A 26,103-nucleotide genomic window follows, 5' to 3' on the forward strand; every position below is an offset into this window, starting at 1 on the left:
GCGAGTACTTACCTGAGCGCACTCTCCCTCACCGAGAGTGCGCTGGCCCCGTGCATCTGCACGAGGGCCGTTTTTATTGCCGTCGGACTCCACCGGGGCGGGCGCCGCCCGCGTCGCACGTGTTGAAAGAGCCTCCACCCTCCAGCCGAAGGCCTGAACCGCCATGACGAGACCCACGCCAGAGACACTCGCCCACTCCGCCCGGCGGGCGCGCGCGGCCACCGAGCCGGCCGGCGACGCCGACCACACCCCCGCGCCGCGCGGGGCCGCCGCGGCCACCCCGGCCGTACGGCAGCCCGCCCCGGCCCAGGTCTCCGGGGCCGGCTCCCTCGTGCGGTCCCTCGAGGCGCTCGACGTCGACGTCGTCTTCGGCATCCCCGGCGGGGCGATCCTGCCCGCGTACGACCCGCTGTACGACTCGACCGTGCGGCACATCCTGGTCCGCCACGAGCAGGGCGCCGGACACGCCGCCACCGGGTACGCGCAGGCGACCGGCCGGGTCGGCGTCTGCATCGCCACCTCCGGACCGGGCGCGACGAACCTGGTCACCCCGATCGCCGACGCGTACATGGACTCGGTGCCGATCGTCGCGATCACCGGCCAGGTCGCGCGGCCCTCGATCGGCACGGACGCCTTCCAGGAGGCGGACATCCAGGGCATCACGCTGCCGATCACCAAGCACAACTTCCTGGTGCAGACCCCGGAGGAGATCCCGCAGGTGCTGGCCGAGGCCTTCCACCTGGCCTCGACCGGGCGGCCCGGGCCGGTGCTGGTCGACATCCCCAAGGACGTCCTCCAGGCGCCGACGACCTTCAGTTGGCCGCCCACCCTCGACCTGCCCGGCTACCGGCCGACCCTGCACCCGCACGGCAAGCAGATCCGCGAGGCGGCCCGGCTGATGAGCAGCGCCCGCCGCCCGGTGCTCTACGTCGGCGGTGGGGTGCTCAAGGCCGGCGCCACCGACGGGCTGCGCAAGCTGGCCGAGCTGACCGGCATCCCGGTGGTCACCACGCTGATGGCGCTGGGGGCGTTCCCCGACTCGCACCGCCAGCACCTGGGCATGCCGGGCATGCACGGCACCGTCGCCGCGGTCTACGGCCTGCAGAAGGCCGACCTGATCGTGGCGCTCGGGGCGCGCTTCGACGACCGGGTCACCGGCAAGCTGGACTCGTTCGCCCCGGACGCCGCCGTGGTGCACGCCGACATCGACCCGGCCGAGATCGGCAAGAACAGGCACGCGGACGTGCCGATCGTCGGCGACGCCAAGCACGTGCTCGACGAGCTGATCACGGCGGTCACCGCGGAGCGCGACGCCGGCCGCCGGGCCGACCTCGGCGACTGGTGGACCCAGCTGGACGACCTGCGCGAGCGCTACCCGCTGGGGTACGAGGAGCCGGCCGACGGCACCCTCTCCCCGCAGTACGTGATCAGGCGGCTGGGCGAGATCGCCGGCCCGGACGCGGTCTACGTGGCCGGCGTGGGCCAGCACCAGATGTGGGCCAGCCAGTTCATCTCGTACGAGAAGCCGGGCACCTGGCTCAACTCGGGCGGCCTCGGCACGATGGGGTACGCCGTGCCGGCGGCGATGGGCGCCAAGGTCGGCAGGCCCGACACGGTGGTCTGGGCGGTGGACGGCGACGGCTGTTTCCAGATGACCAACCAGGAGCTGGCCACCTGCGCGCTGGAGGGTATCCCGGTCAAGGTCGCTGTGATCAACAACGGCAACCTCGGCATGGTCCGGCAGTGGCAGACCCTCTTCTACGGCGAGCGGTACTCCAACACCGAGCTGGGCACCCACAAGCACCGCATCCCGGACTTCGTCAAGCTCGCCGAGGCGCTCGGCTGCGTCGGCCTGCGCTGCGAGACCGCCGAGGACGTCGACAAGACCATCGAGGCGGCGATGGCGATCACCGACGCCCCCGTCGTGATCGACTTCGTGGTCGGCAAGGACGCGATGGTCTGGCCGATGGTGGCCGCCGGCACCAGCAACGACGAGATCATGTTCGCCCGTGGCGTCCGCCCGGCCTTCGACGAGGACGAGATCTGATGAATCTGCACACGCTTTCGGTCCTGGTGGAGAACAAGCCGGGTGTCCTCGCCCGGGTCTCCGGCCTGTTCTCCCGGCGCGGGTTCAACATCGACAGTCTCGCCGTGGGCGAGACCGAGAACCCGGACGTCTCCCGGATCACCATCGTGGTCAACGCCGAGTCGTCCCCGCTGGAGCAGGTCACCAAGCAGCTCAACAAGCTGGTCAACGTACTCAAGATCGTGGAGCTGGACCCGCAGGTCTCGGTGGCCCGGGAACTGCTGCTGGTCAAGGTCCGCGCGGACCGCAACGCACGGGCGCAGGTGCTGGAGACGGTCAGCCTGTTCCGGGCCCGGGTGGTCGACGTCGCGCCGGACACGCTGACCATCGAGGCCACCGGCACCCCCGACAAGCTGGACGCGCTGCTGCGCGACCTCGAACCGTTCGGCATCAAGGAGATGGTCCAGTCCGGCACGGTGGCGATCGGGCGCGGCTCGCGCTCCATCACCGCCGGGCCCGCGCTGCGCGCCGCCTGACCACCGCACAAGTCCACGACGGGCCGCTCGGACCGCCGTAAGAAAGGGAAGTCAATGAGCGTTGAGGTGTACTACGACGACGACGCCGACCTGGGCCTGATCCAGGGCCGCAAGGTCGCCGTGATCGGGTACGGCAGCCAGGGCCACGCCCACGCGCTGTCGCTGCGCGACTCCGGCGTCGAAGTGGTGATCGGTCTGCCGGCAGGCTCGAAGAGCCGGCCCAAGGCCGAGGAGCAGGGCCTGCGGGTGCTCACGCCGGCCGAGGCGGCGGCCGAGGCCGACGTCATCATGATCCTGGCGCCGGACACCGCGCAGCGCGCCCTCTACGCCGAGGCGATCGCCCCCAACCTCGCCCCCGGCAAGGCCCTCTTCTTCGGCCACGGCTTCAACATCCGGTACGACCTGATCAAGCCGCCGGCCGACGTGGACGTGGCGATGGTCGCCCCGAAGGGCCCCGGTCACCTGGTCCGCCGCCAGTACGTCGACGGCAAGGGCGTGCCCTGCCTGGTCGCCGTCGAGCAGGACGCCACCGGCACCGCGTTCCAGCTGGCCCTGGCGTACGCCAAGGGCATCGGCGGCACCCGGGCCGGCGCGATCAGGACCACCTTCACCGAGGAGACCGAGACCGACCTCTTCGGCGAGCAGGTGGTGCTCTGCGGCGGTGCGGCGGCGCTGGTGCAGACCGGTTTCGAGGTGCTCACCGAGGCCGGCTACGCCCCCGAGGTGGCCTACTTCGAGTGCCTGCACGAGCTGAAGCTGATCGTCGACCTGATGTACGAGGGCGGCATCGCCCGGATGCGCTACAGCATCTCGGACACCGCCGAGTACGGCGACCTCTCCCGTGGCCCCCGGGTCATCGACTCCCGGGTCAAGGAGGAGATGCGCAAGATCCTCGGTGAGATCCAGTCCGGCGAGTTCGCCCGCGAATGGGTGGCCGAGGACGAGGCCGGCCGGCCGAACTTCGCCAAGTGGCGGGCCGAGGGTGCGGCGCACCCGATCGAGGAGACCGGTCAGAAGCTGCGCGCGATGATGAGCTGGGTCGACCGGCCGATCACCGAGACCGCCTGAGGCGCGGCGGCCCCGCTGGGGGCCGCCGCAACGCGGCCCGCGACCCGACGCTCTCCCCGGCGTCGGGCCGCGGGCCGCGTGCGTCCGCCGGCCCGGCCGGCCCTCCCCGCATCCCCGCCGGCGCCTGGCAGGCATAACGCTCAAGGCATGTCCCGCATCGGCGGCCGTCACGCTCCGTGACGTTTCACGCGCAGGGCGGGTCCGTCGGCCCCGCCCTGCGGTGGCGGTGGACCCGCTGCTCACCTGCTGGGACCGGGTGACCAACGCCTCGGCCAGTCGCGGGCCGAACCGGGCGGAGTCGTGCCGGGGCAGCCGGCGCAGCAGCGCGATGCGGACGGTGGGTGACACGGCCGGCTCCCTCCCGGGCGGGCGTGCTGGGCTCCGTTGCAGCCCGGCCGCGCCACCGCTCGCGTCGGCGCGCCCGCGCGTGCCGGATGAACGCGGGATGACCAGCCTGCGACGACCCTGTGTGAGGGCGCTCACCCCGCAGTCCGGGACACGCCGGCCACCGGGCCACCTACGATCCCTGGTAGGTGCGTAGCCGGCACCTGACGGCCATGGCACGGATCAGCGCGGGGCGCAGCGCGGCGTCCCGGCGCCCCAGGCCGACCGCATACGACGTCTACGAGGACCGATGAATCCTGTCGTACTGATCGCCGAAGAACTCGCTCCCGCCGCCATCGAGGTGCTCGCCCACGACTTCGACGTACGTCACGTCGACGGCACCGATCGCCCGGCCCTGCTCTCCGCGCTCTCCGAGGCCGACGCGGTGATCGTGCGCAGCGCCACCCAGATCGACGCCGAGGCGATCGCGGCCGCGCCGCGTCTCAAGGTGGTCGCCCGGGCCGGCGTCGGTCTGGACAACGTCGAGGTGCCGGCAGCCACCGCGCGGGGCGTCATGGTCGTCAACGCCCCCACCTCCAATATCGTCTCCGCCGCCGAGCAGGCCGTCGCGCTGCTGCTCGCCGTCGCCCGCAACACCGCCGCGGCCAGCGCGGCGCTGAAGGCAGGGGAGTGGAAGCGGTCCAAGTACACCGGCGTGGAGCTGCAGGGCAAGACCGTCGGCGTGGTCGGCCTCGGCCGCATCGGCGTGCTCTTCGCTTCCCGGATCGCCGCCTTCGGCACCCGGCTCATCGCGTACGACCCCTACATCCAGCCGGCCCGCGCGGCCCAGCTCGGCGTCCGCCTGGTCGGCCTGGAGGAGCTGCTGCGGGAGAGCGACTTCATCTCCATCCACCTGCCGAAGACCCCGGAGACCGTGGGCCTGATCGGGGAGAAGGAGCTGGCGCTCGTCAAGCCCGGCGTACGCATCGTCAACGCCGCCCGCGGCGGCCTGGTCGACGAGCAGGCCCTGGCCGACGCGATCGCCGAGGGCCGGGTCGCCGGCGCCGGCGTCGACGTGTACGCCAAGGAGCCCTGCACGTCCTCGCCGCTGTTCGCCTTCGACAACGTGGTGGCCACCCCGCACCTGGGGGCGTCCACCCACGAGGCGCAGGACAAGGCCGGCCTGGCCGTCGCCAAGAGCGTCAAGCTGGCGTTGCAGGGCGAGTTCGTCCCGGACGCGGTGAACGTGCAGGCCGGCGGCGTGGTCGCCGAGGACGTCCGCCCGCTGCTGCCGCTGGCCGAGAAGCTGGGCCGGGCCTTCACCGCCGTCGCCGGCGGGGTGGCCGCCAGCGTCACCGTCGAGGTGCGCGGCGAGATCGTCAACCACGACGTGTCGGTGCTCAAGCTCGCTGCCACCAAGGGGCTGTTCAGCTCGGTGGTGGAGGAGCAGGTCACCTACGTCAACGCGCCGCACCTGGCCGCCGAGCGGGGCGTCGAGGTGACCCTCGCGACCCAGGCCGAGACGGTCGACCACCCCGATCTGGTCACCGTCCGCGGCGCGCTGCCCGACGGCCGTACGGTCAGTGTCTCCGGCACGGTCACCCACACCGGCGTCCGGGACGTCATCAAGCTGACCGAGGTGGACGGTTTCGATGTGGAGATCGGCGCGGAGGGCATCCTGCTCTTCCTGCGCTACGTCGACCGGCCGGGCGTGGTCGGCACCGTCGGCACCCTCCTCGGCGAGGCCGGCGTCAACATCGCCGCGATGCAGGTGGCCCGTCGGGAGGCCGGCGGCGAGACGCTGATGACCCTCACCGTCGACCAGGCGCTCGGGGCGGACCTGCTCACCTCGGCCGCCGACTCGATCGGCGCGACCTCGGCCAGCGCCGCCGACCTGCGCGACGAGTAGTTCCGCGCACGACGCATCGGGGGCCTGGCCGTCTCGGCCGGGCCCCTCGTCGTACGCCTGATCAGCCCACGACGCGGGACGGCGGCGGATAGACCGACCCGTCCTGGGCGTCGAAGAGCATCAGGTCGTGCTCGCCGGCCAGCCGCTCGATGTCGAGCAGGACCTGGTCCTCGCAGGTCGGCACGAGGTTCAGCTCCACGTGGTCGCTGGCCGCGTGCAGCGGTGCGACCTCCCACGGCGTGCCCGGTCCGGCGGGCCGGTCCGGGTAGCTGGCGGTGATGGCCCGGTAGAAGGCGACGACCCGCGGATCGGGGTGCCGGTCACCGTGGCGTCCCTCGCGGCACCGCCGCACCGCCGCCCGGACGTCCTCGGGCGTGGCCCCGTCAGGCAGGGCCCACACGCTCAGATCGAAACTCACGGCGGACAGCGTGCCATCCATCGTTCACGTAGCCGCAACTGACCCGCCGACGAGCGATGCGAAGGTGACGCAGGGTCCGTCGGGGACGGTCCGCTGTGGAGACTCTTGCGTCGAGTTGCGTCGATTCGCTAGCGTACCGGTGCGGCCACCGGCTGAGTGGGGGCGTTCGGCCCGTCTTCGGGTGATGAGGTCAGGTGTTCCGGCCGACCGGTCCGCACCCCTCGATTGCGCGAGCCACGCGCACTCGTCGCTGACCGGCCCCCACGGTCGTTGCCGAGACCGTGGGGGCCGATCGCGGGCCCGCCGACCGAGCCACCACAGTGGACCCCCTCCACAGGTCGGCCGGCGTGCCGCCACGGGCGCTCAGCGGCGCCGGTGGGCGAAGAGCGCCTGATATCCCGAGCCGTTGCGGAACCAGGCCAGCCCGGTCGGGCCGGCCGCGTACAGCGCCGTGGCGTAGGCGTCCGCCACCGCCAGGTCGGGTCCGACGACGGTGGCGGTGACCAGTTGGTCGGCGGGTTCGCCGGTGTGCGGGTCGACCACGTGGCCGCGGCGGCCGGTCACCCCGGAGGTGCCCACCGCGCCGGCGGTCATCTCCAGCACCAGCGGTGCGCGGCGTGCGTCGGTCGGATGGTGCACCGCGACCCGCCACGGCCTGCCGTGCGCGGCGTGGCCGCGGACGGTGAGGTCGGCGCCGGAAAGCACGGCGTAGTCGTGGATGCCGGCGGCGCGCAGCCGGGCCGCCGCCCGCTCCACCGCCCAGCCGTTGAGCAGGCCACCGGGGTCGAAACCGCCGGGTACGGCCCAGGCGTCGAACCAGCCGTCGGTCGCGGCGCGCATCGCCGCGCAGCGGTCCACCAGATCGGCCAGGGGCGGGTACGACTCGGGCGCGATCTCGCCCCGCCGCAGCCGGGAGACCAGGCTGTCCGGCCGGGCCGGGCCGTAGGTGAGGTCGATGGCGCGCAGTTCGGCGACGGCGTCGCGCAGCGCGTCGCCGACGGCCCGGCGGCCGACGTGCTCGGGGGCGTTGAGCAGGAGCGAGTACTCGGCCGTGCTGGTCCGTACGCTGTGCCGGACGGCGATCCGGTCGACGGCGGCCTCGCCGGAGCGGTCGAGCCGGTGGCTGCTGGCCCCGAGCCGCAGGTCCGGCCGGCGTCGGGTGAACGCCGCCTGGTCCACCCACCGGGTGCGCGGCTGCTCGTCCGTCCGGGCTGGTCGGGACTGCTGGTCGATGCGCATCACACCTGCTCCTTCGCCGACGGCGCCGCAGCGCTGCGGCGGATCCCGTCACGGGCCCCCGTGACCCGTTCGTCATCGACCATAGGCAGCGGACATGACCGCACCATGAATGTCACCTGGGAGCCTCCTGAGCATCCGGATATCCCAAATGTTGGAAGACGCGTACCGGGAGGCGGGACGGCGACGTACCGTGCACGAGAACGACGAGGGTGAGGAGCGCCAGGTGGCACGGATCGCGGTGGTGGCCGGGGACGGGATCGGACCCGAGGTGGTCGCGCAGGCTCTCAAGGTCCTCGACGCCGTGCAGCCCGGGATCGAGGCCACCACGTACGACCTCGGCGCGGCACGGTACCACCGCACCGGCGAGGTGCTGCCCGACGCGGTGCTGACCGAGCTGGCCGACCACGACGCCATCCTGCTCGGCGCCGTCGGCGACCCCTCCGTCCCGCCCGGCGTGCTGGAGCGGGGCCTGCTGCTCAAGCTCCGCTTCGCCTTCGACCAGTACGTCAACCTGCGCCCGTCCCGGCTCTGGCCGGGCGTGCCCGGCCCGCTGGCCACCGTCAAGCCCGGCGAGGTCGACCTGGTGGTCGTCCGGGAGGGCACCGAGGGCCTCTACGCGGGTGCGGGCGGCGTGCTGCACCGGGACACCCCGGCCGAGGTGGCCACCGAGGAGAGCCTGAACACCCGGCACGGGGTCGAGCGGGTGATCCGGGACGCCTTCGCCCGGGCCGCCCGTCGCGAGCGCCGCAAGGTCACCCTGGTGCACAAGACCAACGTGCTGACCCACGCCGGCTCGCTGTGGGCGCGCGCCTTCGCGGCCGTGGCCGCCGAGCACCCCGACGTGACCACCGAGTACCAGCACGTCGACGCCGCGGCGATGTTCCTGGTCACCCAGCCCCAGCGGTACGACGTGGTGGTCACCGACAACCTCTTCGGCGACATCCTCACCGACATCGCCGCCGCGGTCACCGGCGGCATCGGGCTCGCCGCCAGCGGCAGCATCAACCCCGACGGGGCGTACCCGTCGATGTTCGAGCCGGTACACGGCTCGGCGCCGGACATCGCCGGCAAGGGCCTCGCCGACCCGGTGGCCGCGGTGCTCTCCGGCGCGCTCCTGCTCGACCAGCTCGGCCACGCCGACGCCGCCGCGCGGGTGACCGCCGCGGTCGCCACCGAGCTGGCCAACCGCACCCCGGGCGCACCGCTGCGCACCGAGGAGGTCGGCGACCGGCTCGCCGGGTACGCCGTGGCCTGACCGGCCACCGCCCGTTCCACCGGTCCGGTCCAGGCTCCGCCAGACCCCGGGGCCGGGCCGGGTCCGTCCCGCCGTCGTCGGCGGTCCCGACGCTCCCCGCGACGCCCATTTGGAGCGTTCGATCTGCCGGGGTGGAGCTATCCGCTGAACGACCGTTCGGGGTAAGTTTCTGGCACCAGTGATTCGGCGTGCGGTCCCGCGCGCTGTGGACCCGCAGGGAGGTCAGCGCGATGAGCGGTGGTGACAAGCTCGATTTCGAGATCCGTCCGAATCCCGCGCCGGTATCCGCCACCGACCGGGCCGCCCTGCTGGCCAACCCGGGCTTCGGGCGGGTCTTCACCGACCACATGGTGACCGTCCGGTACGCCGAGGGCAAGGGCTGGTACGACGCCCGGGTCGAGGCGCGCGCGCCGATCCCGATGGACCCGGCCAGCGCCGTGCTGCACTACGCGCAGGAGATCTTCGAGGGGCTCAAGGCGTACCGGACGGCGGACGGCTCGGTCACCATGTTCCGCCCCGAGGCCAACGCCAACCGGTTCATCGCCTCCGCGCAGCGGCTGGCCATGCCGGAGTTGCCGGCGGAGACGTTCGTCGAGTCGCTGCGCCGGCTGGTCGAGATCGACCGGGACTGGATCCCGGCGGGGCCGGACGCCAGCCTCTACCTGCGGCCGTTCATGTTCGCCAGCGAGGTCTTCCTCGGCGTGCGCCCGTCCAACGAGTACCTCTACTGCGTGATCGCCTCGCCGGCCGGCGCGTACTTCGCCGGTGGGGTCAAGCCGGTCACGGTCTGGGTGTCGCCGGACTACACCCGCGCGGCGCCCGGCGGCACCGGCGCGGCGAAGTGCGGCGGCAACTACGCCGCCTCGCTGGCGGCCCAGGCCGAGGCGATCGCGGCCGGCTGCGACCAGGTGGTCTTCCTCGACGCGGTGGAGCGCCGGTTCGTCGACGAGTTGGGCGGCATGAACGTCTTCTTCGTCTACGACGACAACACCCTGGTCACCCCGCCGCTGACCGGCACGATCCTGCCCGGCATCACCCGGGACGCGGTCCTCACCCTGGCGTCCGCCGCCGGGCACCGGGTCGAGGAGCGGCCGGTCAGCTTCGCCGACTGGCAGGCGGACGCCGCCAGCGGCCGGCTCCGCGAGGTCTTCGCCTGCGGCACCGCCGCGGTCGTCACCCCGATCGGCCGGGTGCGCTTCCCGGACGGGGAGTTCCTCATCGGTGGGGGTGAGCCGGGCCGGTCCACCATGGCGTTGCGGGAGCAGCTGGTGGCGATCCAGCGCGGCGAGGCCGAGGACCCGCACGGTTGGGTGCAGCACATCCTCTGATCCAATCGTGCCGCCCGGCGGTCTGCCGGGCTGGTCGGCGCGGGCTGCGGTGTGGACGAAGCGCGCCGGCGCGGCTGCGGTATGCAGGAACCATGTTCGCGCGGCCCTTTGGAGCTGATGACGTGAACGATTCACCGACAGCGTCGGGCCCTCGCCGGGTGGGGGTACAAATCGTGGTCCGCCTGGTCCGCCTGGTCGGCCGGCGGTGGATGGCGGTGGCAGTCAGGGCCCTCCCCACCGCAGTCCTGCCGTGAACCGTTGACGTCATCAGCTCCAAAGGGAGCACAGCAGGGGCCTATTCAGGTCGCGGGCGCTGGCCGGCTTCGCGGCCGCTTCGTCACGCCGCCCACCGGCCACCGGCCCACCGGCCCACCGGCCATCGGCCCACGCGTTCAAGAGCTCGTCGGCGGACGGGCGGATGGGTGCGGGTCACTCCAGCAGGTGGTCGCGGAGGGCGGTGAGCTGGGTGTCGGTCAGCCCGGCGTGCCGCAGGTAGCCCTCCACAGAGCCGTGCCGCTGCCGCAGCTCGGCCAGGAAGAGCACCATCGCCCCGGCCGGGGTGGTCAGCGGGGGCAGCCCCGGCCGCATCTGCTTGCCGGTGCTGTCGAACCAGGCCTGGAAGCGCTCGGCGGCCTCGGTGCTCAGCGCGTAGTCGGCGGCGATCTCGGCGTCGGAGACCCCGAGCACGGCCAGGGTCAGGCCGCAGACGATGCCGGTGCGGTCCTTGCCTGCGACGCAGTGCACCAGCACGGGGGCGTTCGCCTGGTCGGCGATCAGTCCGACCGCCTCGGCCAGTCCGGCGGCGCCGGACTCGGCCAGGTCGGCGTACCGGTCGGCGAGGTAGCGGGCGAGATCCGTCCCGTGCTGGTAGGGGTTCTCACCCCAGTCGGCGTGCTCCGGGTGGATGTTCCGGTACGCCAGCCCGCCCAGCTCCGGCACCCGGCCGTCCCGCTCCACCTCGGACGGCCGGCGCAGGTCGACGACGGTCCGCACGCCGAGGGCGGCGAAGGCGTCCCGGTCGGCGCCGTCGATCCGGTGTGGTGAGTCGGAGCGGTAGAGCCGGCCCCAGCGGACGGTGCGACCGTCGTAGCCGGGGTAGCCGCCGACGTCGCGGAAGTTGAACATGACGGAGAGCGGGATCCTGCGGTTGACCTCGATGGCGTCCACGCTGACACGGTAACGGCCGGTGGGTCTCCACCCCACCGGCCGTCACGCCGGATCGGTCAGCGCGCGGTGCCCGGGGGCACGTTGCCGTAGCTCTCGTCGTAGTAGCCGCCCAGCTTGTCCCGGTAGGCCGGGTCGCTGTGGCTGGTCTCGTCGTACTCGGGCGCGGCCTTGATCTGGTCCTTGCTGCGGTCGACGTAGACCTTCCGGCCGTCGTGGTCGACCTGGTTGACCATGCCCGCAGGCAGCATGACCTTCTTGCCGAAGATCCACGGCCCGGTGTCGACGACCAGGTAGCTGCCGCCGACCTCGTGGCTCGCGCTGTCGATCTTGCCGATGCCGCCGTCGGTGGCCTCGATCTTGTAGCCGACCAGGTCGGCGTCGGCCACCCCGGCCTCGTCACGGTAGCTCCACGGGTTGAAGGCGCCGGCGGGCATGCCGTGCGTGGTGTACGGGTCGAGCCTGTCCATGGGTAACTCCTGCCCCGACTGTCCTCGTCGTTTCGGAGGGATCGTCTTCCGTGTCCGGAAAACAGGTACCCGGACCGGCCGCATCCCACACCCCGGGCGCCGGGAACGACGGCGGGCCGGCGCCGCGAGTGCGGCGCCGGCCCACCGGGGCGTACGGCTCAGGCCAGCGCGGCCTGCGCGTCGAGCGCCACTGCGGCGGCGTGCACGACGGCGGCGATGCGCAGCCCCTCGTGCACCTGCTCCCGGGTGAACCCGGCGCCGCGCAGCGCCTTCTCGTGCGACTCCAGGCAGACGCCGCAGCCGGTGATCGCCGAGACGGCGAGGCACCACAGCTCGAAGTCACCCTTGTCCACGCCCGGCTTGGCGATGATCTGCATCCGCAGCCGGGCCGGCATCGAGGCGTACTGCTCGTCGCCGATCAGGTGCTTGGCGCGGTAGTAGACGTTGTTCATCGCCATGATCGTGGCCGCGCCCTTGGCGGCCTCGGCCGCCTCCGGCGTGAGGTGGGCGGCCGCCTCGTCGGCGATCTCCTTCAGCACGACCGGGTTGCGCGCGGCGACCGCGCAGGCCAGGGCGGTGCCCCAGGCCTGCTCCGGCTTGAGCGTCGAGGTGCCGACGGTGGAGCCGAGGTTGAGCTTGATGTCCTTGGCGTACTCGGGCAGAGCCGCCTTGACGGCGTCCAGACCCATGTCAGGCGCCGGCGCCGGCGAGCAGCGCGTTGGCGTCGAGGGTGGCGCCGCCCTTGTTCCAGTTGCACGGGCAGAGCTCGTCGGTCTGCAGGGCGTCGAGCACCCGCAGCACCTCGGAGACGTTGCGGCCGACCGACCCGGCGGTGACCATGGCGAACTGGATCTCGTTGTTCGGGTCGACGATGAAGGTGGCCCGCTGCGCCACGCCGTCGTCGCCGAGCACGCCGCAGGCCGCGGTCAGCTCGCGCTTGATGTCGCTGAGCATCGGGAAGGGCAGCTCGCGCAGGTCCGGGTGGTCCTTGCGCCAGGCGTAGTGGACGAACTCGTTGTCCACCGAGACGCCGAGCACCTGGGCGTCGCGGTCGGCGAACTCGCCGTTGAGACGGCCGAACTCGGCGATCTCCGTCGGGCAGATGAAGGTGAAGTCCTTCGGCCAGAAGAAGACCACCCGCCACTTGCCCTCGTGGGACTTGTGGTTGATGGTCTCGAACGCCTTGCCGGCGTCGAGCGAGACGCAGGCGGTGAGTTCGTACTCAGGGAAGCGGTCACCGACAGTGAGCACGGGTCCTCCTTGGCAGCAGCATGTCAACGGCGCGAAGCCGGTAACTGGATCGGTTCCAGATACTGCCGCAGTGCTGTTTCGGCCTGGTGGCGGCCGGGTGACTTGTGAAGTCGATCACGGGCGGCCCGTTCCGTACCGGACACGGCGACGGATCAGGTAATGGACACCCTGGGTCACCGTCCCGGTATGTGGTTTGTGCCTCCCAAAACCCGGGGTGGGGTGGCAAAGTGGCGCTCGTGACCAGCACCGTCCTGATTATTGGCAGTTAGCGCGCCGGCTTCCCCTCCGCCGAGCGCGCAGACCTCCCGCATCCGCGGGGGGTCTTTTTGTTGCTCCCCCCAGGGTTCGCGAAGAAGGGATTCCCATGACGTTCCAGGTGTACGACACGACGCTGCGCGACGGCGCCCAGCGTGAGGGGCTCAGCTACTCGGTGGTCGACAAGCTGGCGGTGGCGCGGCTGCTCGACGAGTTCGGGGTGGGCTTCATCGAGGGCGGATGGCCGGGCGCGGTGCCGAAGGACACCGAGTTCTTCCGCCGGGCGCGGACCGAGCTGGACCTGCGGCACGCCGTCCTGGTCGCCTTCGGCGCCACCCGCCGGGCCGGGGTGGCGGTGGAGGCCGACCCGCAGGTGCGCGGGCTGCTCGACGCCGAGACGCCCGCGGTGGCCCTGGTCGCCAAGGCCGACATCCGCCACGTCGAGCGGGCGCTGCGCACCACCGGCGCGGAGAACCTGGCGATGATCCGCGACACCGTCGCCCACCTGGTCGCCCGGGGTCGCCGGGTCTTCGTCGACGGGGAGCACTTCTTCGACGGCGCCCGGCACGACCCGGCGTACAGCGCCTCGGTGGTCGAGACCGCGCTCGCCGCGGGCGCCGAGCGGTTCGTGCTCTGCGACACCAACGGCGGGATGCTGCCGTCCCAGGTGACCGCCGCGATCGCCGACCTGACCGCCCGCACCGGCCTCGCCCCGGAGCTGTTCGGCATGCACGCCCAGAACGACACCGCCTGCGCGGTGGCCAACACCATCGCCGCCGTCGAGGCCGGGGTCCGGCACGTCCAGGGCACCGCCAACGGGTACGGCGAGCGCCCCGGCAACGCCGACCTCTTCGCCGTCGTCGCCAACCTCCAGCTCAAGCTCGGGCTGCCCGTCCTACCCGAGGGCTGCCTGGAACAGATGGTGCGGGTCTCGCACGCCATCGCCGAGATCGCCAACATCGCCCCCGACACCCACCAGGCGTACGCCGGGGCCGCCGCCTTCGCCCACAAGGCCGGGCTGCACGCGAGCGCGATCAAGGTCGACCCGTTGCTCTACAACCACGTGGACCCGTCGGTGGTGGGCAACGACATGCGGATCCTGGTGACCGAGATGGCCGGCCGGGCCAGCGTCGAGCTCAAGAGCCGCGAGCTGGGCCTGGACCTGGCCGGCCATCCCGAGGCCCTGTCGAAGGTCACCAGCCGGGTCAAGGAGCTGGAGGCGGGCGGCTGGTCGTTCGAGGCGGCCGACGCCTCGTTCGAGCTGCTGGTCCGCTCCGAGTTGCCGGACGCCGCGCCGCCCCGGCCGTTCGCGCTGGAGTCCTACCGGGTGCTGGTCGAGCACCGCGAGGACGGCGCGGTGGTCTCCGAGGCCACCGTGAAGATCCGGGTACGGGGTGAGCGGATGATCGCCACGGCCGAGGGGAACGGCCCGATCAACGCCCTGGACGAGGCGCTGCGGGTCGGCCTGTGCCGGCACTACCCGGAGCTGCGCGACTTCGAGCTGGCCGACTACAAGGTGCGCATCCTGGAGGGCAGCCACGGCACCGGCGCGGTGACCCGGGTGCTGGTGGAGACCGCCGACGGGGCGGGCCGGGACTGGACGACCGTCGGCGTGCACCCCAACGTGGTCGAAGCGAGCTGGCACGCCCTGGTCGACGCGCTCACCTACGGCCTGGACCGCGCGCGGGTCTGAGCCGCGGGGCACCGGGAGTCAGGCGGCGGGGAGGCGCAGCTCCGCCAGCACCGCCCGGTGATCGCTGCCGGGCACCGGGTGCACGGAGACGGACCGGACGGCGATCCGCCGGTCGACCAGCACGTGGTCGATGGTGACCGGTGGGATGAGGTCGCCGTCGTACGGGCCCCAGGTGCCGGTGAGCCCGGCCCCGGCGGCGTCGGCCGCGTCGACGTACCCGGTGGCCAGCAGCGCTCGCAGCGGGGCGTGGTCGAGGGTGGCGTTGAAGTCCCCGGCGAGGATGCTCAGCGGCCCGTCCGGGGTCGCCCGGGGCTGCGCCCGCAGGTCGGTGAACCACTCGTCGACCACGCCGACCGCGTACGGGGCGGCCGGGTGGGCCGACTCGACCCGCAGCGGGGGCGCCCCCGGCGCCGCCACGGTGGCGTACGCCTGGGTGAACCCGAAGCCGGCGTTGCGCCGGAAGCCGCCGTCGGAGAGCGGCAGCCGGGCGTAGAGCCCGGAGCCGGTGGTGCCCACCTCCGGGTTGAGCTGCCGGTGGGGCAGCAGCTCGGCGAGGCCCTGCCGGTCGAGTTCGGCGCGGGCCTCGGGGGTGAACTCCTGCACCGCGAGCACGTCTACCCGGTGCCGGCGTACCAGGTCGACCAGCGTCCGGGCGTCGGCGCCGCCCTTGAGCAGGTTGGCGGTGAGCAGCCGCAGCACCGGCCCGCCGGCCGCCGGCTGGCCGGAGGGGACCGCCCGGGGGAGCACCACGCCGAGCAGCGCCAGGGCCAGCACCGCCGCGACCACCGCGGGCTGGCGGCGCCGCAGGGCGAGCGCCAGTACCAGCGGGACCAGGCTCCATCCCGCGACGTACGGGGTGAAGGCGACCGCCTGCACCAGCGGCCCGCGCTCCAGCCCGGCCAGCCGGACCAGCGCCCAGGCGGCCCCGGGTACGAGCGCCAGCCAGCAGATCAGGGCGCGCACCGGCAGCCGCGTCCGGGCGGGCGCTTCGATGGTGATCATGGTCGTCAGACTAGTGCGAACGCCGAGTGGCGGGGGGCTCGGCCTGTTTCATGAATAGCGCAGCCCTCGCCTTTCACGTTTTCGGAACCGCCGTCGAGAATGCGGAACCGATTGATCAACTATTGACGGTCGACTTTTTACGGTGGTACCTTCCTTGCTGGTTGTGGCGCCACAACGGAGCGTAGTAATCCCTGCTCAAGCCGGGTGTGAAATGTTGAGAAGTCAACATTTCCGGTGCGGCCGGAAGCGTATTGCTTTCGTCATCCCGGCTTGTCCACGGCAATCAACCGGCTCGTCGAAAATGCGGGCCGACCGTATCACCACGGTCAGAAAAAGGGAGGCCTGTCATGGCCACATTCTTCAGGCGCAAGGCGGCGGCGTTGACGCTCGGCGTCCTGGCGCTCACCCTGGCCGGCGGGGGGATCGCCGCCGCGCAGCCCACCACCACGGCCCAGCCCGGAGCCCGGCAGCCCGGCGCGGGCAGCCAGCCGCCCGTCTCGCCGGCCGACGCCCGGCAGGCCAGGGCCGCGATGCAGGCGACGCTGGTCGCGCCGGCCCCCGGCACCGTCGAGTGGGCCGTCGTCAGCAGCGCCGGCACGCTCCTGCAGCACTCCGCCAACGTCGTCTCGGCCACCAGGTACGGCCCGGGGCAGTACCAGGTGCTGCTCAACTACGACGTGCGCTTCAAGGCGTACACCGCGACGATCGGCACCAACGACCAGTTCAACGTCCCGCCGGGCGGCGAGGCCTCGGTCTCCCCACGCAACCTGACCCCCAACGGGGTCTTCGTCCAGACCCGGACCTCCGGCGGGTCGGCCGCGGACCGGCCGTTCCACATCCACATCGCCAACTGAGTGCGTCCCGGACGGTGCCGGCCCGTGAGGTCGGCACCGTCTGGTGTGGAGCACGCCCCGGCGACCGCTCCGCGAGGTTGCCGCCCGGTCGGGTGAGTCGTCCCGCTCCGGGCGGGAAAGGGCCTGACAGGGGCTGATATTCCGACGTTTGTCCGCCCGGTGCCACGGGAAGCAAGCACCGTGACGGACATCTCGGACACCCTGGCCAGCCTGCCCAGCCCGGCCGATCCCGACGCGGCGGCCACCGAGCTGGAACAGACCCTCTTCGAGGTCAGACGCGTGATCGTCGGGCAGGATCGGCTCGTCGAGCGCCTGCTCACCGCACTGATCGCCGACGGGCACTGCCTGCTCGAGGGCGTACCCGGCGTGGCCAAGACGCTCGCCGCGCAGACCCTCGCCACCGTCGTCGGTGGCACCTTCTCCCGGATCCAGTTCACCCCTGACCTGGTCCCCTCCGACATCGTCGGCACCCGCATCTACCGGGCGTCGAAGGAGAGCTTCGACGTCGAGCTCGGCCCGATCATGGCCAACCTGGTGCTGGCCGACGAGATCAACCGGGCCCCCGCCAAGGTCCAGTCCGCGCTGCTGGAGTCGATGGCCGAGCGCCAGGTCTCCATCGGCGGCCGGAGCTGGCCGGTGCCGGAGCCGTTCCTGGTGCTCGCCACCCAGAACCCGATCGAGTCCGAGGGGGTCTACCAGCTCCCCGAGGCGCAACGCGACCGGTTCCTCATGAAGATCGTCGTCGACTACCCGAGCGACGCCGACGAGCTGGCCATCCTCTACCGGATGAGCACCGACCGGCCCCGCGCCCGCCAGGTGCTCGACCCGGGCCGGCTGCGCGGGCTGCAGCAGCGCGCCATGCAGGTCTTCGTGCACCACGCGCTCGCCGAGTACGTCGTCCGCCTCATCCTCGCCACCCGCGACCCGGGCCGTTTCGGGCTGGCCGACCTCGCCCCGATGATGGCGTACGGGGCGAGCCCCCGGGCCACCCTCGGCCTGGTCGCCGCCGCCCGGGCCCAGGCGCTGCTGCGCGGCCGGGACTACGTGCTCCCGGAGGACGTCCGCGAACTCGCGGTGGACGTGCTGGCCCACCGGCTGGTGCTCTCCTTCGACGCGGTGGCCGACGGCGTCTCGCCCGAGGCGCTGGTGCACCGGCTGGTGCAGGCGGTGCCCCCGCCCGTGCTGGCCACCGCGCAGCCCGAGCACGCCCCCGACCTGGCCGCCGCATGAGGCGCCCCACCGCGCCGCCGGCCGCCGGACCGGGCCTGGCCGACCTCGCCCCCGACCAGCGACTGCGCCGGCTGGAACTGACCGTCACCCGGCGGCTGGACGGGCTGCTCCAGGGCCAGCACCGGGGCCTGCTGCCCGGGCCGGGCAGCGAATTCGCCGGCAGCCGGGAGTACCGCCCCGGCGAGGACGAGGTGCGCCGGATGGACTGGGCGGTGACCGCCCGCACCACCGTGCCGCACGTGCGGGAGGTCGACGCCGACCGGGAACTCACCACCTGGCTGCTCGTGGACGCCAGCCCCAGCATGGAGTACGGCACGGCCGAGCTGGACAAGCGCGAACTCTCGGTGGCCGCCGTCGCGGCGGTCGGCTTCCTCACCGCCGGCACCGGCAACCGGCTCGGCGCGCAGGTGCTCAGCCCGACCGGGCTGCGCCGCTTCCCGGCCCGCAGCGGCCGTACCCATCTGTTGAGCCTGCTCCGCGCGCTGCTGGCCGCCCCCCGTGCCGGCGGCCACGACGAGCGGACGGCCCCACCCGACCCGCCCGACCTGGCGGCGGCGTTCGCGGCCGTGCAGCGGGTCGCCACCCGGCGCGGGCTGGTCGTGGTGGTCTCCGACTTCCTCGACGGCCTGCCCGAGGACCACGACGAGCCGACCCCCTGGGAGCCGGCGCTGCGCCGGCTCGCCGCCCGGCACCAGGTGCTCGCGGTCGAGATCACCGACCCACGCGAGCTGGAGCTGCCGGACGTCGGCCTGATCACCCTGATCTGCCCGGAGACCGGCCGGCGGCGGGAGGTCTGGACCGGCGACGAGGCGCTGCGCCGGCGCTACGCCAGCGCCGCCGCCGCCCAGCGCGAGCAGGTACGCCGGGCGCTGCGCCGGAGCGGCGCCACCCACCTGGCACTGCGCACCGACCGGGACTGGACCGCCGACGTGGTGCGACACGTACACACCCAGCGGCGCCTGGCGGCCGCGCCCGCCGCCGCCCGGGGAGGTGTCGCATGAACTGGCAGTCGCCCGCCCGCCTCCTGCTGCTGCTCGGCGTGCTCGCGCTGGCGGGCGGCTACCTGCTCGCCCAGCGCCGGCGCAGCCGGTACGCCGTGCGCTTCACCAACCTGCGGCTGCTCGACCGGGTCGCGCCGACCCGGCCCGGCTGGCGGCGGCACCTGCCGGCCGGTCTCTTCCTGGCCATGCTGGCGCTGCTCGTGGTGGGCTTCGCCCGGCCGACGGCCGAGGTACGGGTGCCCCGGGAACGCGCCACCGTCATGGTCGCCGTCGACGTCTCCACCTCGATGCTCGCCACCGACGTGGAACCGGACCGGCTCGCCGCGGCCAAGCACGCCGCCCGGCGCTTCGTCGACGGCCTGCCCGACGAGTTCAACGTCGGCCTGGTCGCGTTCGCCGGCAGCGCGGCGGTGCTGGTGCCGCCCGGCACCGACCGGGAGGCGCTGCACGAGGGGATCGACCGGCTCGCCGAGGGCATCACCGGGGTGCAGGGCACCGCGATCGGCGAGGCGATCAGCGCCTCGCTCGGGGCGGTCAAGAGCCTGGACTCCACGGCGGCGAAGCAGCCGCCACCGGCCCGGGTCATCCTGCTCTCCGACGGGGCGAACACCTCCGGCATGGACCCGATGGAGGCCGCCGCGGCGGCCGTGGCGGCCAAGGTGCCGGTGCACACCATCTCCTTCGGCACTCCCGGCGGGTTCGTCGACCGCGGCGGCCGGCCGATCCAGGTGCCGGTCGACGGGCAGACCCTCAAGGCGGTGGCCGAGGACACCGGGGGCGGCTTCCACGAGGCCGGCAGCAGCCAGGAGCTGCGCGAGGTCTACGAGGACATCGGCTCCTCGGTCGGCTACCGCACCGAACGCCAGGACATCTCCGCCCGGTTCATCGGCCTCGGGCTGGTGTTCGCGATGGGCGCCGCGGCCGGGTCGATGCGGTGGTTCTCCCGCCTGCCCTGAGCCCGGCACATCGACAGTGAGGAGCGCACGCATGGCAGTGCAGACCGGACTGGGCGAGCCCCGGGGACCGTGGTTCGTCTCGCCCGAGCTGGGGCCGGACGGGCGGCCCCGGTGGGACGTACCGGGGGCGGGGGAGGACCCGTCGCGGCGGCGCTGGCGCGGCCGGCTGCTGACCGCGGCGGCGGTGGTGGCCCTCTCCACCGTCTCCGGCGCGGCGGCCGGCGGCTGGGTGGCCGGCCGGGACGGCGGCGCGGGGCCGGCGGCGGCGTCCGCCGCGCCGGTGCCGGCGGAACTGGTGACCGCCGCCCAGAAGACCGTGCCGGGCGTGGTGTCGGTCATGGTCGGCGGCGGCTCCGCCTCGGCCGCGTCCGGTTCCGGGTTCGCCATTGACAACCAGCAGCACATCATCACCAACGACCACATCCTGGCCAAGGGCGGTGGCGGCGAGGTGACGGTGGAGCTGTCGGACGGCCGGCGGTACACCGCCGAGGTGGTCGGCCGGGAGCCGGGCAGCGACCTGGCGGTGCTGCGGGTGCCGGCGGCGGCCGGGCTGGCGCCGCTGCCGCTGGCCAAGCCGCGCTCCACCAAGGTCGGCGAGCCGGTGCTGGCGGTCGGTTCGCCGCTCGGCCTGGCCGGGACGGTCACTGCCGGCATCGTCAGCGCACTCGACCGCCAGGTACGCCTCGGCACCAACCGGCGCAGCGCGGTGCAGACCGACGCCTCGATCAACCCGGGCAACTCCGGCGGCCCGCTGGTCAACGCCCGGGGTGAGGTGGTCGGGGTGAACACCGCGATCGCCACCATCGACGGCAGCGGCTCGATCGGCATCGGCTTCGCCATCCCGATCGAGCAGGTGCAGCAGGCCGCCGACACCATCATCGGCAAAGGCGGCTGAGTCGGACGCGCCAGGACCGGACGGTCGTAACGGTAGAACTGTCGGATACCTGGCATGGAACCATCGGACCATAGAAATATTACGCTGAGTATGGATACTGGCGTGGGTGGAGCTTCCTCTCATAGCGGTCCTGCTGGCGGTGGGACTCTTCCTCGGATGGGGCGTGGGCGTGCAGTACGCCCGGGCCAAGCGCGGCTGGACCGACTACAAGGCCGCCCAGCGAGCCGTGCCGGGCGCTCGGAAGACCGCCTGGCTGCTGGTCCGGGCGGTCACCACCAAGGTCGGCGTCATCGCGCTGCTGCTCGTCGGGGCGGTCGCGTACGCCGCCGTCGGCCCCGACCACGACCGGGCGGAACCGGCCCCCAGCCCGTCGCCGAGTTCGTCCGCCACCCACGGTGGCATCCGGGGGCGCTAGCCTCGGGGCGTGGACGACGGACTGCGGGTGACCGACCGGTGGATCGTGCCCTCCGCCGAACTGCGGGAACGGTTCTCCCGATCGTCGGGGCCGGGCGGGCAGGGGGTCAACACCGCCGACTCCCGGGTGGAGCTGAGCTTCGACCTCGCCGCCTCGCCCAGCCTGCCGCCGGCGCTGCGGGCACGGGCGCTGGAACGGCTGGCCGGCCGCCTGGTCGACGGCGTGCTGACCATCGCCGCCAGCGAACACCGCGCCCAGCTCGCCAACCGGGAGGCGGCCCGGGAGCGGCTGACCACGCTGCTGCGCGAGGCCGTCGCGCCGCCGCCCCCGCCCCGGCGGCCGACCCGCCCGTCACGCGGCGCGAAGGAACGCCGGCTGGCGGAGAAGAAGCGCCAGTCGCAGCGCAAGCGGGACCGCCGGGTGGACGGCGACTGAGCGGGAAATCCGCTGTGTCCCCACGGCGAGCTGAGCCCGGCCGAGGGGCCCGTGCGGTACGGCGGGCCCTCAGTCCAGCGCGGCCAGCAGGCGGGACCGCAGCACCGCGGCCCGCTCGGCGAAGCCGCGCTGGGCGGTCGCGTACTCGGCCCGGCCCTCCGGGGTCTCCACCCTGACCGGCGGGTAGCCGAGGGCGGCCAGGTCGTACGGGCTGGCCCGCATGTCCAGCGCGCGGATCTCCCTGGCCAGCGCGAAGCAGTCCGCCACCAGTTCGGAGCTGACCAGGGGCGAGAGCTTGTACGCCCACTTGTAGAGGTCCATGTTGGCGTGTAGGCAGCCCGGCTGCTCCAGCGCGTGCTGGCTCTCCCGGGTCGGGCTGAGCAGGTTCAGCGGGCGGGCCGGCGCGGTGAAGAACCGGTACGCGTCGAAGTGGCTGCACCGGACGCCCCGCTCCTCGACCACCGTGGCGGTGCGCTCCGGGCTCAGGCGCAGCGGCCAGGCGTTGTGCCGAATTTCCTCCTGGGTCTGCCGGTAGACCATCGCCCACTCGTGCATACCGAAGCAGCCGAGGTGGGCCGGGCGCCCGGCGGTCGCGGCGAGCAGGTCGCGGATCCAGGCGATCGAGTCGGCGCGCCGCGCGCGTACCCGGCCGGTGTCGAGGGTGACCCCGGCGGCGTCGGCGCGGTAGTCCCGGCCGAACTCGGCCGGCTCCGCGTCGCGCAGCACCACCCCCGCGCCCGGGTGCCAGCGACGTAGCTGGGCCGGCCGGTGCGAGTAGTAGGTGAAGAGGAAGTCCTCGACCGGGTGCCGGCCGCCGCCGCGCCGGCGGGCCAGGTGTGGCGCCAGCCAGGCGTCGACCCGGGCGACGTGCGCGGCCCGGCGGGCCTGCCAGTCGGCCGCGTCGAGGGCGGCGGGTGCGAGGGCGGCGGTCACGGACCCAGGGTACGACCGCCGCCCGGCCGCCGGTCAGGGCACGTCCACCCGGACCCCGGCGGAGAAGACCCCGCTGCGCAGCTCCAACTGCTTCGGCTTCTGTGCCCCGTTGACCGTGAAGACCAGCGGCAGCACCTCCCGGTTGCCGGCCGCGACCGGTTGGGCGAAGACGTCCCGGCCCAGGTTCGCCAGCCGGGTGGCCGGCTCGTCGGTGCTGACCCAGTTGCCCCCGGGCAGGTAGGCGCGTTGGAGTTGGCCGTGCCAGGTCTGCTGCTCGGGCGTGAGGTTGCGCACCCCGACGGTGGCCTTGCACTGGCGGCCCGTCCCGCCGGCGGTCTCGCAGGTCACCCGGTAGACGGTGAACTCGAACGCGTTCTCGCGTAACGGGACGCCGACGCTGCCGGTGGCGCTCTGGCCCGTCCAGGCGCCGCTGGTCGGCTGCTTGGTGGTGTCGATGGCGGCGACCCGCTGGGAGGCGGTCCACACCGCAGCGAGGACCACGCCGCCCAGGATCGCCAGGGTCACGCCGACGATCAGCAGGACCGGTGGCCTCCGGCGCCCCCCGGACCTGCCGGGCGCGGCCGGGCGCGGGTAGACCGTGCCGCCGCCGGGCGGGGCGGCTCCGCCCGCGTACGTCGGACTGCCGGCGGCGGTCGGGGCGGTGCCGGTCGGTTCGACGCCGCTGCGCCGCCGCCGGGCCCGCTGCCACCACCAGATGCCACCGGCGGCGAGGACCAGCAGCACGGCCAGCGCCGCCGCCAGGATCGGTGGCCGGCGCCAGACCGGGGCCGCCTCCTCCACCTTGGCCGCCGGGACGGGCGCGGCCTGCCAGGTCGCGGTGGCACAGTCGTACGGCCGGCTGCCGTCGCCGGTGTAGGCGCAGGCCGGCGCGGTCACCGATGTGCCCGGCGCGGTCGCCGCCAGGGCGGTGTCCAGCGTCGTGGTGCTGCGGGCCGGCAGCCGGAGCCGCCAGGTCACCTCGCCGGTGCCGTTCGCCGCGGACCGGGTGGCCCGCCCGCCCGCGCTGACCGCGGTCGTCGAGGCGCCGGCTGGCAGTTCCTGCCGCACCGTGGTGTCGAGCGGGCCGGTGGTGTCGTTGCGGACCCGGATCCGGTAGCCCGGCACCGGCGTGCCGGCCGGCGCCACCGTCACGGTGACCGGCGGGGCCGGTCGTGGCGCACCCGGATTCGCGGTGGTGGCCATCCCCGGCGCCGGCACCGCCGGTGTCACCGGGATCACGGCTCCGCTCGCCGCCACCCCGGGTGCCACCGGCGGCGCGTGCCCCCCCGCCGCAACCGGTTCGCCGGTAGCGCCCGGTGCGCCCGGGCCGATCGGTGTGGCTGCGGCGGCCGGGCTCGCCGGTGCGCTGACCGTGGGTGCGGCCTCGGCCCTGGTCGCGGGTGTCGCCGTGGGCAGAGCCGGCACGGCGGCGAGGACGCCCAGGCCGTTCACGAACACGGCGAGGGCCCTGTGGTGTCGTCTCGATGCAGGCATACGAACGAACCTCCGGAGCCGACGGTAGGGGCGGGGACACTCCGCGCGGGTACGAAGCGCCGAAGCCCGCCCCGACCATCGGCCGATCGCGTATGCTGCGCCGACGTCGCGGCGGCTCCCGGCGTCGACGGGGTGCCGCCGGGCCGGCGGGGGCTAGATTGGCCTCGTGCGTATCGCTCGTTTTGCTCATGCCAAGGGAATGTCGTTCGGGGTCGTCGAGGGCGAGCCGGGGGTGGGCCCGCAGGGCCTGACCATCGCCGAGATCGAGGGCCACCCGTTCGGCCAGGTCACCTTCTCCGGCGCCCGCTGGGCCCTCTCCGACGTCCGGCTGCTCTCGCCGATACTGCCGAGCAAGGTGGTCTGCGTCGGCCGCAACTACGCCGAGCACGCCGCCGAGCACGGCAGCGAGGTGCCGAAGGAGCCGCTGCTCTTCCTGAAGCCGTCCACGTCGGTGATCGGGCCGCGGGACGCGATCCGGCTGCCCATCTTCTCCAAGCAGGTCGAATACGAGGCGGAGCTGGCCGTGGTGATCGGCGCCCCGGGCGCCCGCCGGGCCGACCGGGCCGCCGCGCAGAAGGCCATCTTCGGCTACACCTGCGCCAACGATGTGACGGCGCGGGACCTCCAGCGCTCGGACGGGCAGTGGACCCGGGCCAAGGGCTTCGACTCGTTCTGCCCCGTCGGCCCCTGGATCACCACCGGGCTGGACGTCTCCGACCTGGAGATCCGCTGCGAGGTGGGTCGCAACCCGGAGGAGATGGAGGTACGCCAGCTGGGCCGGACGAAGGACATGGTCTTCGACGTACCGGCTCTGGTGTCGTACATCTCGCACGTGATGACGCTGCTCCCCGGCGACGTGGTGCTGACCGGCACGCCGGCGGGGGTTAGTCCGCTCGCGGAGGGGGATACCGTCACCGTGCGGATCGAGGGGATCGGCGAGCTCACCAATCCGGTGGTGCCGGTCGCCTGATGCGTCCGACGCCCCGTTTTCGCAGGTCACAGGCGTTTCGGGGGGTTGGATTTGGCCTGCCGGCGCGGGGAGGGTAAAGTTCATTCCCGGCGCCGCAAGGGGCCAATGGGGTATGGGGTAATTGGCAGCCCGACTGATTCTGGTTCAGTTAGTCTAGGTTCGAGTCCTGGTACCCCAGCGCAACCGCGGATTCGCGAGAATCCCGGACGCTGGATTCTGGCGGAGTTCCGCTCCGTCCCTCGCGAGGGACGGCAGATGATCTCTGATAGAGTGCAGCTTCCCCGCCCGGCAGGGTGGGGAAGCAGGTGAAGTTCTGGCCCCGTCGTCTAGTGGCCCAGGACGCCGCCCTCTCAAGGCGGTAGCGCCGGTTCGAATCCGGTCGGGGCTACAGTGCTGACAGCCCGTTCCACTCCGGTGGGGCGGGCTGTTTCGTGTCTCCGGCGCCCGGTGGCTTCTGGCCCGATTCGTTTGTGGTGACCCGGCGCGTCGACGGGCCACCGCCTCGACGTGAGCCGCGGACCCCTCGTCGCTCTCGGCGGGCGGTGCCGCTAGACTACAGCGGCACCGCCCGCCGGGGCGGTGAAGCAGGAAAATGTGCCTGGCCCCGTCGTCTAGTGGCCCAGGACGCCGCCCTCTCAAGGCGGTAGCGCCGGTTCGAATCCGGTCGGGGCTACCAGCAGAACGGCCCGTCTCGCGTGAGCGAGGCGGGCCGTTCGCTTTCCCCGTAGCCCGGACCGGGCACCTGCTCCCGTGCGGCTGCTCAGTCGATTCCCCGGCCCGCAGCGCCCGGCCCCACGGCCGGGCTGTCGGAGACCCTCAGCCCGGGGTCCGAGACCCTCAGCCCGGCCCCGGAGAGGGGTGACCCATGAGGCGCGGCCCGGAAGAGGGGTGATTTCCAGGCCCAGCCCGGCGAGCGGTGGTTCCTCGGCGCCGGCCCGGCGAAGCAGCGGGTGGCAGGGGTGCCGGCCGGCCGAGCGTCAGC

24 protein-coding genes and 3 tRNA genes are annotated in these 26,103 nt (G+C 73.3%); 18 read left to right on the forward strand and 9 right to left on the reverse strand.

All coding sequences use genetic code 11. The annotated features are described in order from the left end of the window. Positions 1–163: 163 nt before the first annotated feature. From AB0I41_RS19465 to serA, 4 genes are all read left to right on the forward strand, one after another. Positions 164–2,047 (forward strand): acetolactate synthase large subunit, encoded by a 1,884-nt coding sequence (locus tag AB0I41_RS19465; protein ID WP_357109187.1) that lies wholly within the window; start codon positions 164–166, stop codon positions 2,045–2,047. Further along, positions 2,047–2,562 (forward strand): acetolactate synthase small subunit, encoded by a 516-nt coding sequence (gene ilvN, locus AB0I41_RS19470; RefSeq protein ID WP_357109190.1) that lies wholly within the window; start codon positions 2,047–2,049, stop codon positions 2,560–2,562. The genes AB0I41_RS19465 and ilvN overlap by 1 nt, the downstream gene beginning before the upstream one ends. A 54-nt stretch (positions 2,563–2,616) precedes the next feature. Next, positions 2,617–3,630 carry a ketol-acid reductoisomerase gene (ilvC, locus tag AB0I41_RS19475; RefSeq protein WP_357109193.1) on the forward strand — a complete coding sequence of 338 codons (1,014 nt, stop codon included), beginning with the start codon at positions 2,617–2,619 and terminating at the stop codon, positions 3,628–3,630. Between the two features lie 634 nt (positions 3,631–4,264). After that, positions 4,265–5,863, forward strand: a complete 1,599-nt coding sequence (gene serA, locus AB0I41_RS19480) for a phosphoglycerate dehydrogenase (RefSeq protein ID WP_357109196.1) — start codon at positions 4,265–4,267, stop codon at positions 5,861–5,863. Positions 5,864–5,924: 61 nt separating this feature from the next. On the opposite strand, the gene AB0I41_RS19485 is transcribed toward serA, so the two are convergent. Together AB0I41_RS19485 and AB0I41_RS19490 are read right to left on the reverse strand one after the other, a co-directional pair. Next, positions 5,925–6,281 carry a hypothetical protein gene (locus AB0I41_RS19485; protein ID WP_357109197.1) on the reverse strand — a complete coding sequence of 119 codons (357 nt, stop codon included), beginning with the start codon at positions 6,279–6,281 and terminating at the stop codon, positions 5,925–5,927. A gap of 363 nt (positions 6,282–6,644) precedes the next feature. Next, complete coding sequence (locus AB0I41_RS19490; protein WP_357109200.1) at positions 6,645–7,520, reverse strand: FAD:protein FMN transferase; 876 nt, start codon at positions 7,518–7,520, stop codon at positions 6,645–6,647. A gap of 223 nt (positions 7,521–7,743) precedes the next feature. Here AB0I41_RS19490 and AB0I41_RS19495 point away from each other — a divergent pair, with 223 nt between their 5' ends. Both AB0I41_RS19495 and AB0I41_RS19500 read left to right on the forward strand, forming a co-directional pair. Beyond that, positions 7,744–8,775: a 3-isopropylmalate dehydrogenase gene (locus AB0I41_RS19495; RefSeq protein ID WP_357109347.1), complete on the forward strand. Its 1,032-nt coding sequence runs from the start codon at positions 7,744–7,746 to the stop codon at positions 8,773–8,775. Between the two features lie 230 nt (positions 8,776–9,005). Further along, complete coding sequence (locus tag AB0I41_RS19500; RefSeq protein WP_357109203.1) at positions 9,006–10,103, forward strand: branched-chain amino acid aminotransferase; 1,098 nt, start codon at positions 9,006–9,008, stop codon at positions 10,101–10,103. Positions 10,104–10,532: 429 nt separating this feature from the next. Here AB0I41_RS19500 and AB0I41_RS19505 read toward each other — a convergent pair whose 3' ends face one another. The 4 genes from AB0I41_RS19505 to AB0I41_RS19520 all read right to left on the reverse strand — a co-directional run bounded on the left by AB0I41_RS19505 (position 10,533) and on the right by AB0I41_RS19520 (position 12,988). Beyond that, complete coding sequence (locus AB0I41_RS19505) at positions 10,533–11,270, reverse strand: tyrosine-protein phosphatase (protein ID WP_357109205.1); 738 nt, start codon at positions 11,268–11,270, stop codon at positions 10,533–10,535. Positions 11,271–11,326: 56 nt separating this feature from the next. Beyond that, on the reverse strand, positions 11,327–11,737 hold the full coding sequence (locus AB0I41_RS19510; RefSeq protein WP_357109207.1) for a PRC-barrel domain-containing protein: 411 nt from the start codon (positions 11,735–11,737) through the stop codon (positions 11,327–11,329). 158 nt (positions 11,738–11,895) lie between these two features. Further along, positions 11,896–12,426 (reverse strand): carboxymuconolactone decarboxylase family protein, encoded by a 531-nt coding sequence (locus AB0I41_RS19515; protein WP_357109210.1) that lies wholly within the window; start codon positions 12,424–12,426, stop codon positions 11,896–11,898. A gap of 1 nt (position 12,427) precedes the next feature. After that, the gene (locus tag AB0I41_RS19520; protein ID WP_357109212.1) at positions 12,428–12,988 is read right to left on the reverse strand and encodes a peroxiredoxin; all 561 of its coding nucleotides are present in this window, start codon (positions 12,986–12,988) and stop codon (positions 12,428–12,430) included. A gap of 364 nt (positions 12,989–13,352) precedes the next feature. Between AB0I41_RS19520 and cimA the strand changes: the two genes are divergently transcribed. After that, positions 13,353–14,936 (forward strand): citramalate synthase, encoded by a 1,584-nt coding sequence (gene cimA, locus AB0I41_RS19525; RefSeq protein WP_357109215.1) that lies wholly within the window; start codon positions 13,353–13,355, stop codon positions 14,934–14,936. An 18-nt stretch (positions 14,937–14,954) separates the two neighbouring features. Here cimA and AB0I41_RS19530 read toward each other — a convergent pair whose 3' ends face one another. Beyond that, positions 14,955–15,938 carry an endonuclease/exonuclease/phosphatase family protein gene (locus tag AB0I41_RS19530; protein ID WP_357109218.1) on the reverse strand — a complete coding sequence of 328 codons (984 nt, stop codon included), beginning with the start codon at positions 15,936–15,938 and terminating at the stop codon, positions 14,955–14,957. A 347-nt stretch (positions 15,939–16,285) separates the two neighbouring features. On the opposite strand from AB0I41_RS19530, the gene AB0I41_RS19535 reads away from it, so the two are divergent. The 7 genes from AB0I41_RS19535 (at position 16,286) to arfB (ending at position 21,724) form a co-directional block, all read left to right on the forward strand. Next, a complete protein-coding gene (locus tag AB0I41_RS19535; protein WP_357109221.1) occupies positions 16,286–16,792 on the forward strand; it encodes a hypothetical protein in 507 nt (168 codons plus the stop codon). A 180-nt stretch (positions 16,793–16,972) separates the two neighbouring features. Continuing rightward, entirely contained in the window at positions 16,973–18,022 is a 1,050-nt protein-coding gene (locus tag AB0I41_RS19540) for a MoxR family ATPase (protein WP_357109224.1), read from the forward strand. Further along, entirely contained in the window at positions 18,019–19,023 is a 1,005-nt protein-coding gene (locus AB0I41_RS19545) for a DUF58 domain-containing protein (RefSeq protein ID WP_357109227.1), read from the forward strand. Before AB0I41_RS19540 ends, AB0I41_RS19545 begins: the two co-directional genes overlap by 4 nt. Further along, positions 19,020–19,979: a VWA domain-containing protein gene (locus tag AB0I41_RS19550; RefSeq protein ID WP_357109230.1), complete on the forward strand. Its 960-nt coding sequence runs from the start codon at positions 19,020–19,022 to the stop codon at positions 19,977–19,979. Before AB0I41_RS19545 ends, AB0I41_RS19550 begins: the two co-directional genes overlap by 4 nt. Positions 19,980–20,010: 31 nt before the next feature. Next, on the forward strand, positions 20,011–20,874 hold the full coding sequence (locus tag AB0I41_RS19555; protein ID WP_357109232.1) for a trypsin-like peptidase domain-containing protein: 864 nt from the start codon (positions 20,011–20,013) through the stop codon (positions 20,872–20,874). 106 nt (positions 20,875–20,980) lie between these two features. After that, positions 20,981–21,289, forward strand: a complete 309-nt coding sequence (locus AB0I41_RS19560) for a hypothetical protein (protein ID WP_357109234.1) — start codon at positions 20,981–20,983, stop codon at positions 21,287–21,289. 9 nt (positions 21,290–21,298) lie between these two features. After that, positions 21,299–21,724 (forward strand): alternative ribosome rescue aminoacyl-tRNA hydrolase ArfB, encoded by a 426-nt coding sequence (gene arfB, locus AB0I41_RS19565; protein ID WP_357109236.1) that lies wholly within the window; start codon positions 21,299–21,301, stop codon positions 21,722–21,724. Positions 21,725–21,793: 69 nt separating this feature from the next. On the opposite strand, the gene AB0I41_RS19570 is transcribed toward arfB, so the two are convergent. Continuing rightward, positions 21,794–22,657, reverse strand: a complete 864-nt coding sequence (locus tag AB0I41_RS19570; protein ID WP_357109239.1) for a 3-methyladenine DNA glycosylase — start codon at positions 22,655–22,657, stop codon at positions 21,794–21,796. A 33-nt stretch (positions 22,658–22,690) separates the two neighbouring features. Then, positions 22,691–24,151 (reverse strand): hypothetical protein, encoded by a 1,461-nt coding sequence (locus AB0I41_RS19575; RefSeq protein ID WP_357109241.1) that lies wholly within the window; start codon positions 24,149–24,151, stop codon positions 22,691–22,693. A gap of 166 nt (positions 24,152–24,317) precedes the next feature. Between AB0I41_RS19575 and AB0I41_RS19580 the strand changes: the two genes are divergently transcribed. The 4 genes from AB0I41_RS19580 (at position 24,318) to AB0I41_RS19595 (ending at position 25,797) form a co-directional block, all read left to right on the forward strand. After that, the gene (locus tag AB0I41_RS19580; RefSeq protein WP_357109244.1) at positions 24,318–25,121 is read left to right on the forward strand and encodes a fumarylacetoacetate hydrolase family protein; all 804 of its coding nucleotides are present in this window, start codon (positions 24,318–24,320) and stop codon (positions 25,119–25,121) included. 106 nt (positions 25,122–25,227) lie between these two features. Further along, positions 25,228–25,299 (forward strand) — tRNA-Gln (locus AB0I41_RS19585). Positions 25,300–25,436: 137 nt separating this feature from the next. Beyond that, positions 25,437–25,509 (forward strand) — tRNA-Glu (locus AB0I41_RS19590). A gap of 212 nt (positions 25,510–25,721) precedes the next feature. Continuing rightward, positions 25,722–25,797: transfer RNA gene (locus AB0I41_RS19595), tRNA-Glu, on the forward strand. Positions 25,798–26,103 lie beyond the last annotated feature (306 nt).

Origin of the sequence: Micromonospora sp. NPDC050200 (assembly GCF_040656135.1) — a bacterium.
Taxonomy (GTDB): Bacteria; Actinomycetota; Actinomycetes; order Mycobacteriales; family Micromonosporaceae; genus Micromonospora.

What these genes read in the sequence shown, in the direction of transcription:
- AB0I41_RS19530 (WP_357109218.1), bottom strand. Translation starts at nt 15,938, where the DNA reads ATGATCACCATCGAAGCGCCCGCCCGGACGCGGCTGCCGGTGCGCGCC.
- AB0I41_RS19555 (WP_357109232.1), top strand. Translation starts at nt 20,011, where the DNA reads ATGGCAGTGCAGACCGGACTGGGCGAGCCCCGGGGACCGTGGTTCGTC.
- AB0I41_RS19510 (WP_357109207.1), bottom strand. Translation starts at nt 11,737, where the DNA reads ATGGACAGGCTCGACCCGTACACCACGCACGGCATGCCCGCCGGCGCC.
- AB0I41_RS19575 (WP_357109241.1), bottom strand. Translation starts at nt 24,151, where the DNA reads ATGCCTGCATCGAGACGACACCACAGGGCCCTCGCCGTGTTCGTGAAC.
- AB0I41_RS19550 (WP_357109230.1), top strand. Translation starts at nt 19,020, where the DNA reads ATGAACTGGCAGTCGCCCGCCCGCCTCCTGCTGCTGCTCGGCGTGCTC.
- serA (WP_357109196.1), top strand. Translation starts at nt 4,265, where the DNA reads ATGAATCCTGTCGTACTGATCGCCGAAGAACTCGCTCCCGCCGCCATC.
- cimA (WP_357109215.1), top strand. Translation starts at nt 13,353, where the DNA reads ATGACGTTCCAGGTGTACGACACGACGCTGCGCGACGGCGCCCAGCGT.
- ilvN (WP_357109190.1), top strand. Translation starts at nt 2,047, where the DNA reads ATGAATCTGCACACGCTTTCGGTCCTGGTGGAGAACAAGCCGGGTGTC.
- AB0I41_RS19535 (WP_357109221.1), top strand. Translation starts at nt 16,286, where the DNA reads ATGGCCACATTCTTCAGGCGCAAGGCGGCGGCGTTGACGCTCGGCGTC.
- AB0I41_RS19500 (WP_357109203.1), top strand. Translation starts at nt 9,006, where the DNA reads ATGAGCGGTGGTGACAAGCTCGATTTCGAGATCCGTCCGAATCCCGCG.
- AB0I41_RS19490 (WP_357109200.1), bottom strand. Translation starts at nt 7,520, where the DNA reads ATGCGCATCGACCAGCAGTCCCGACCAGCCCGGACGGACGAGCAGCCG.
- AB0I41_RS19465 (WP_357109187.1), top strand. Translation starts at nt 164, where the DNA reads ATGACGAGACCCACGCCAGAGACACTCGCCCACTCCGCCCGGCGGGCG.
- ilvC (WP_357109193.1), top strand. Translation starts at nt 2,617, where the DNA reads ATGAGCGTTGAGGTGTACTACGACGACGACGCCGACCTGGGCCTGATC.
- AB0I41_RS19545 (WP_357109227.1), top strand. Translation starts at nt 18,019, where the DNA reads ATGAGGCGCCCCACCGCGCCGCCGGCCGCCGGACCGGGCCTGGCCGAC.
- AB0I41_RS19515 (WP_357109210.1), bottom strand. Translation starts at nt 12,426, where the DNA reads ATGGGTCTGGACGCCGTCAAGGCGGCTCTGCCCGAGTACGCCAAGGAC.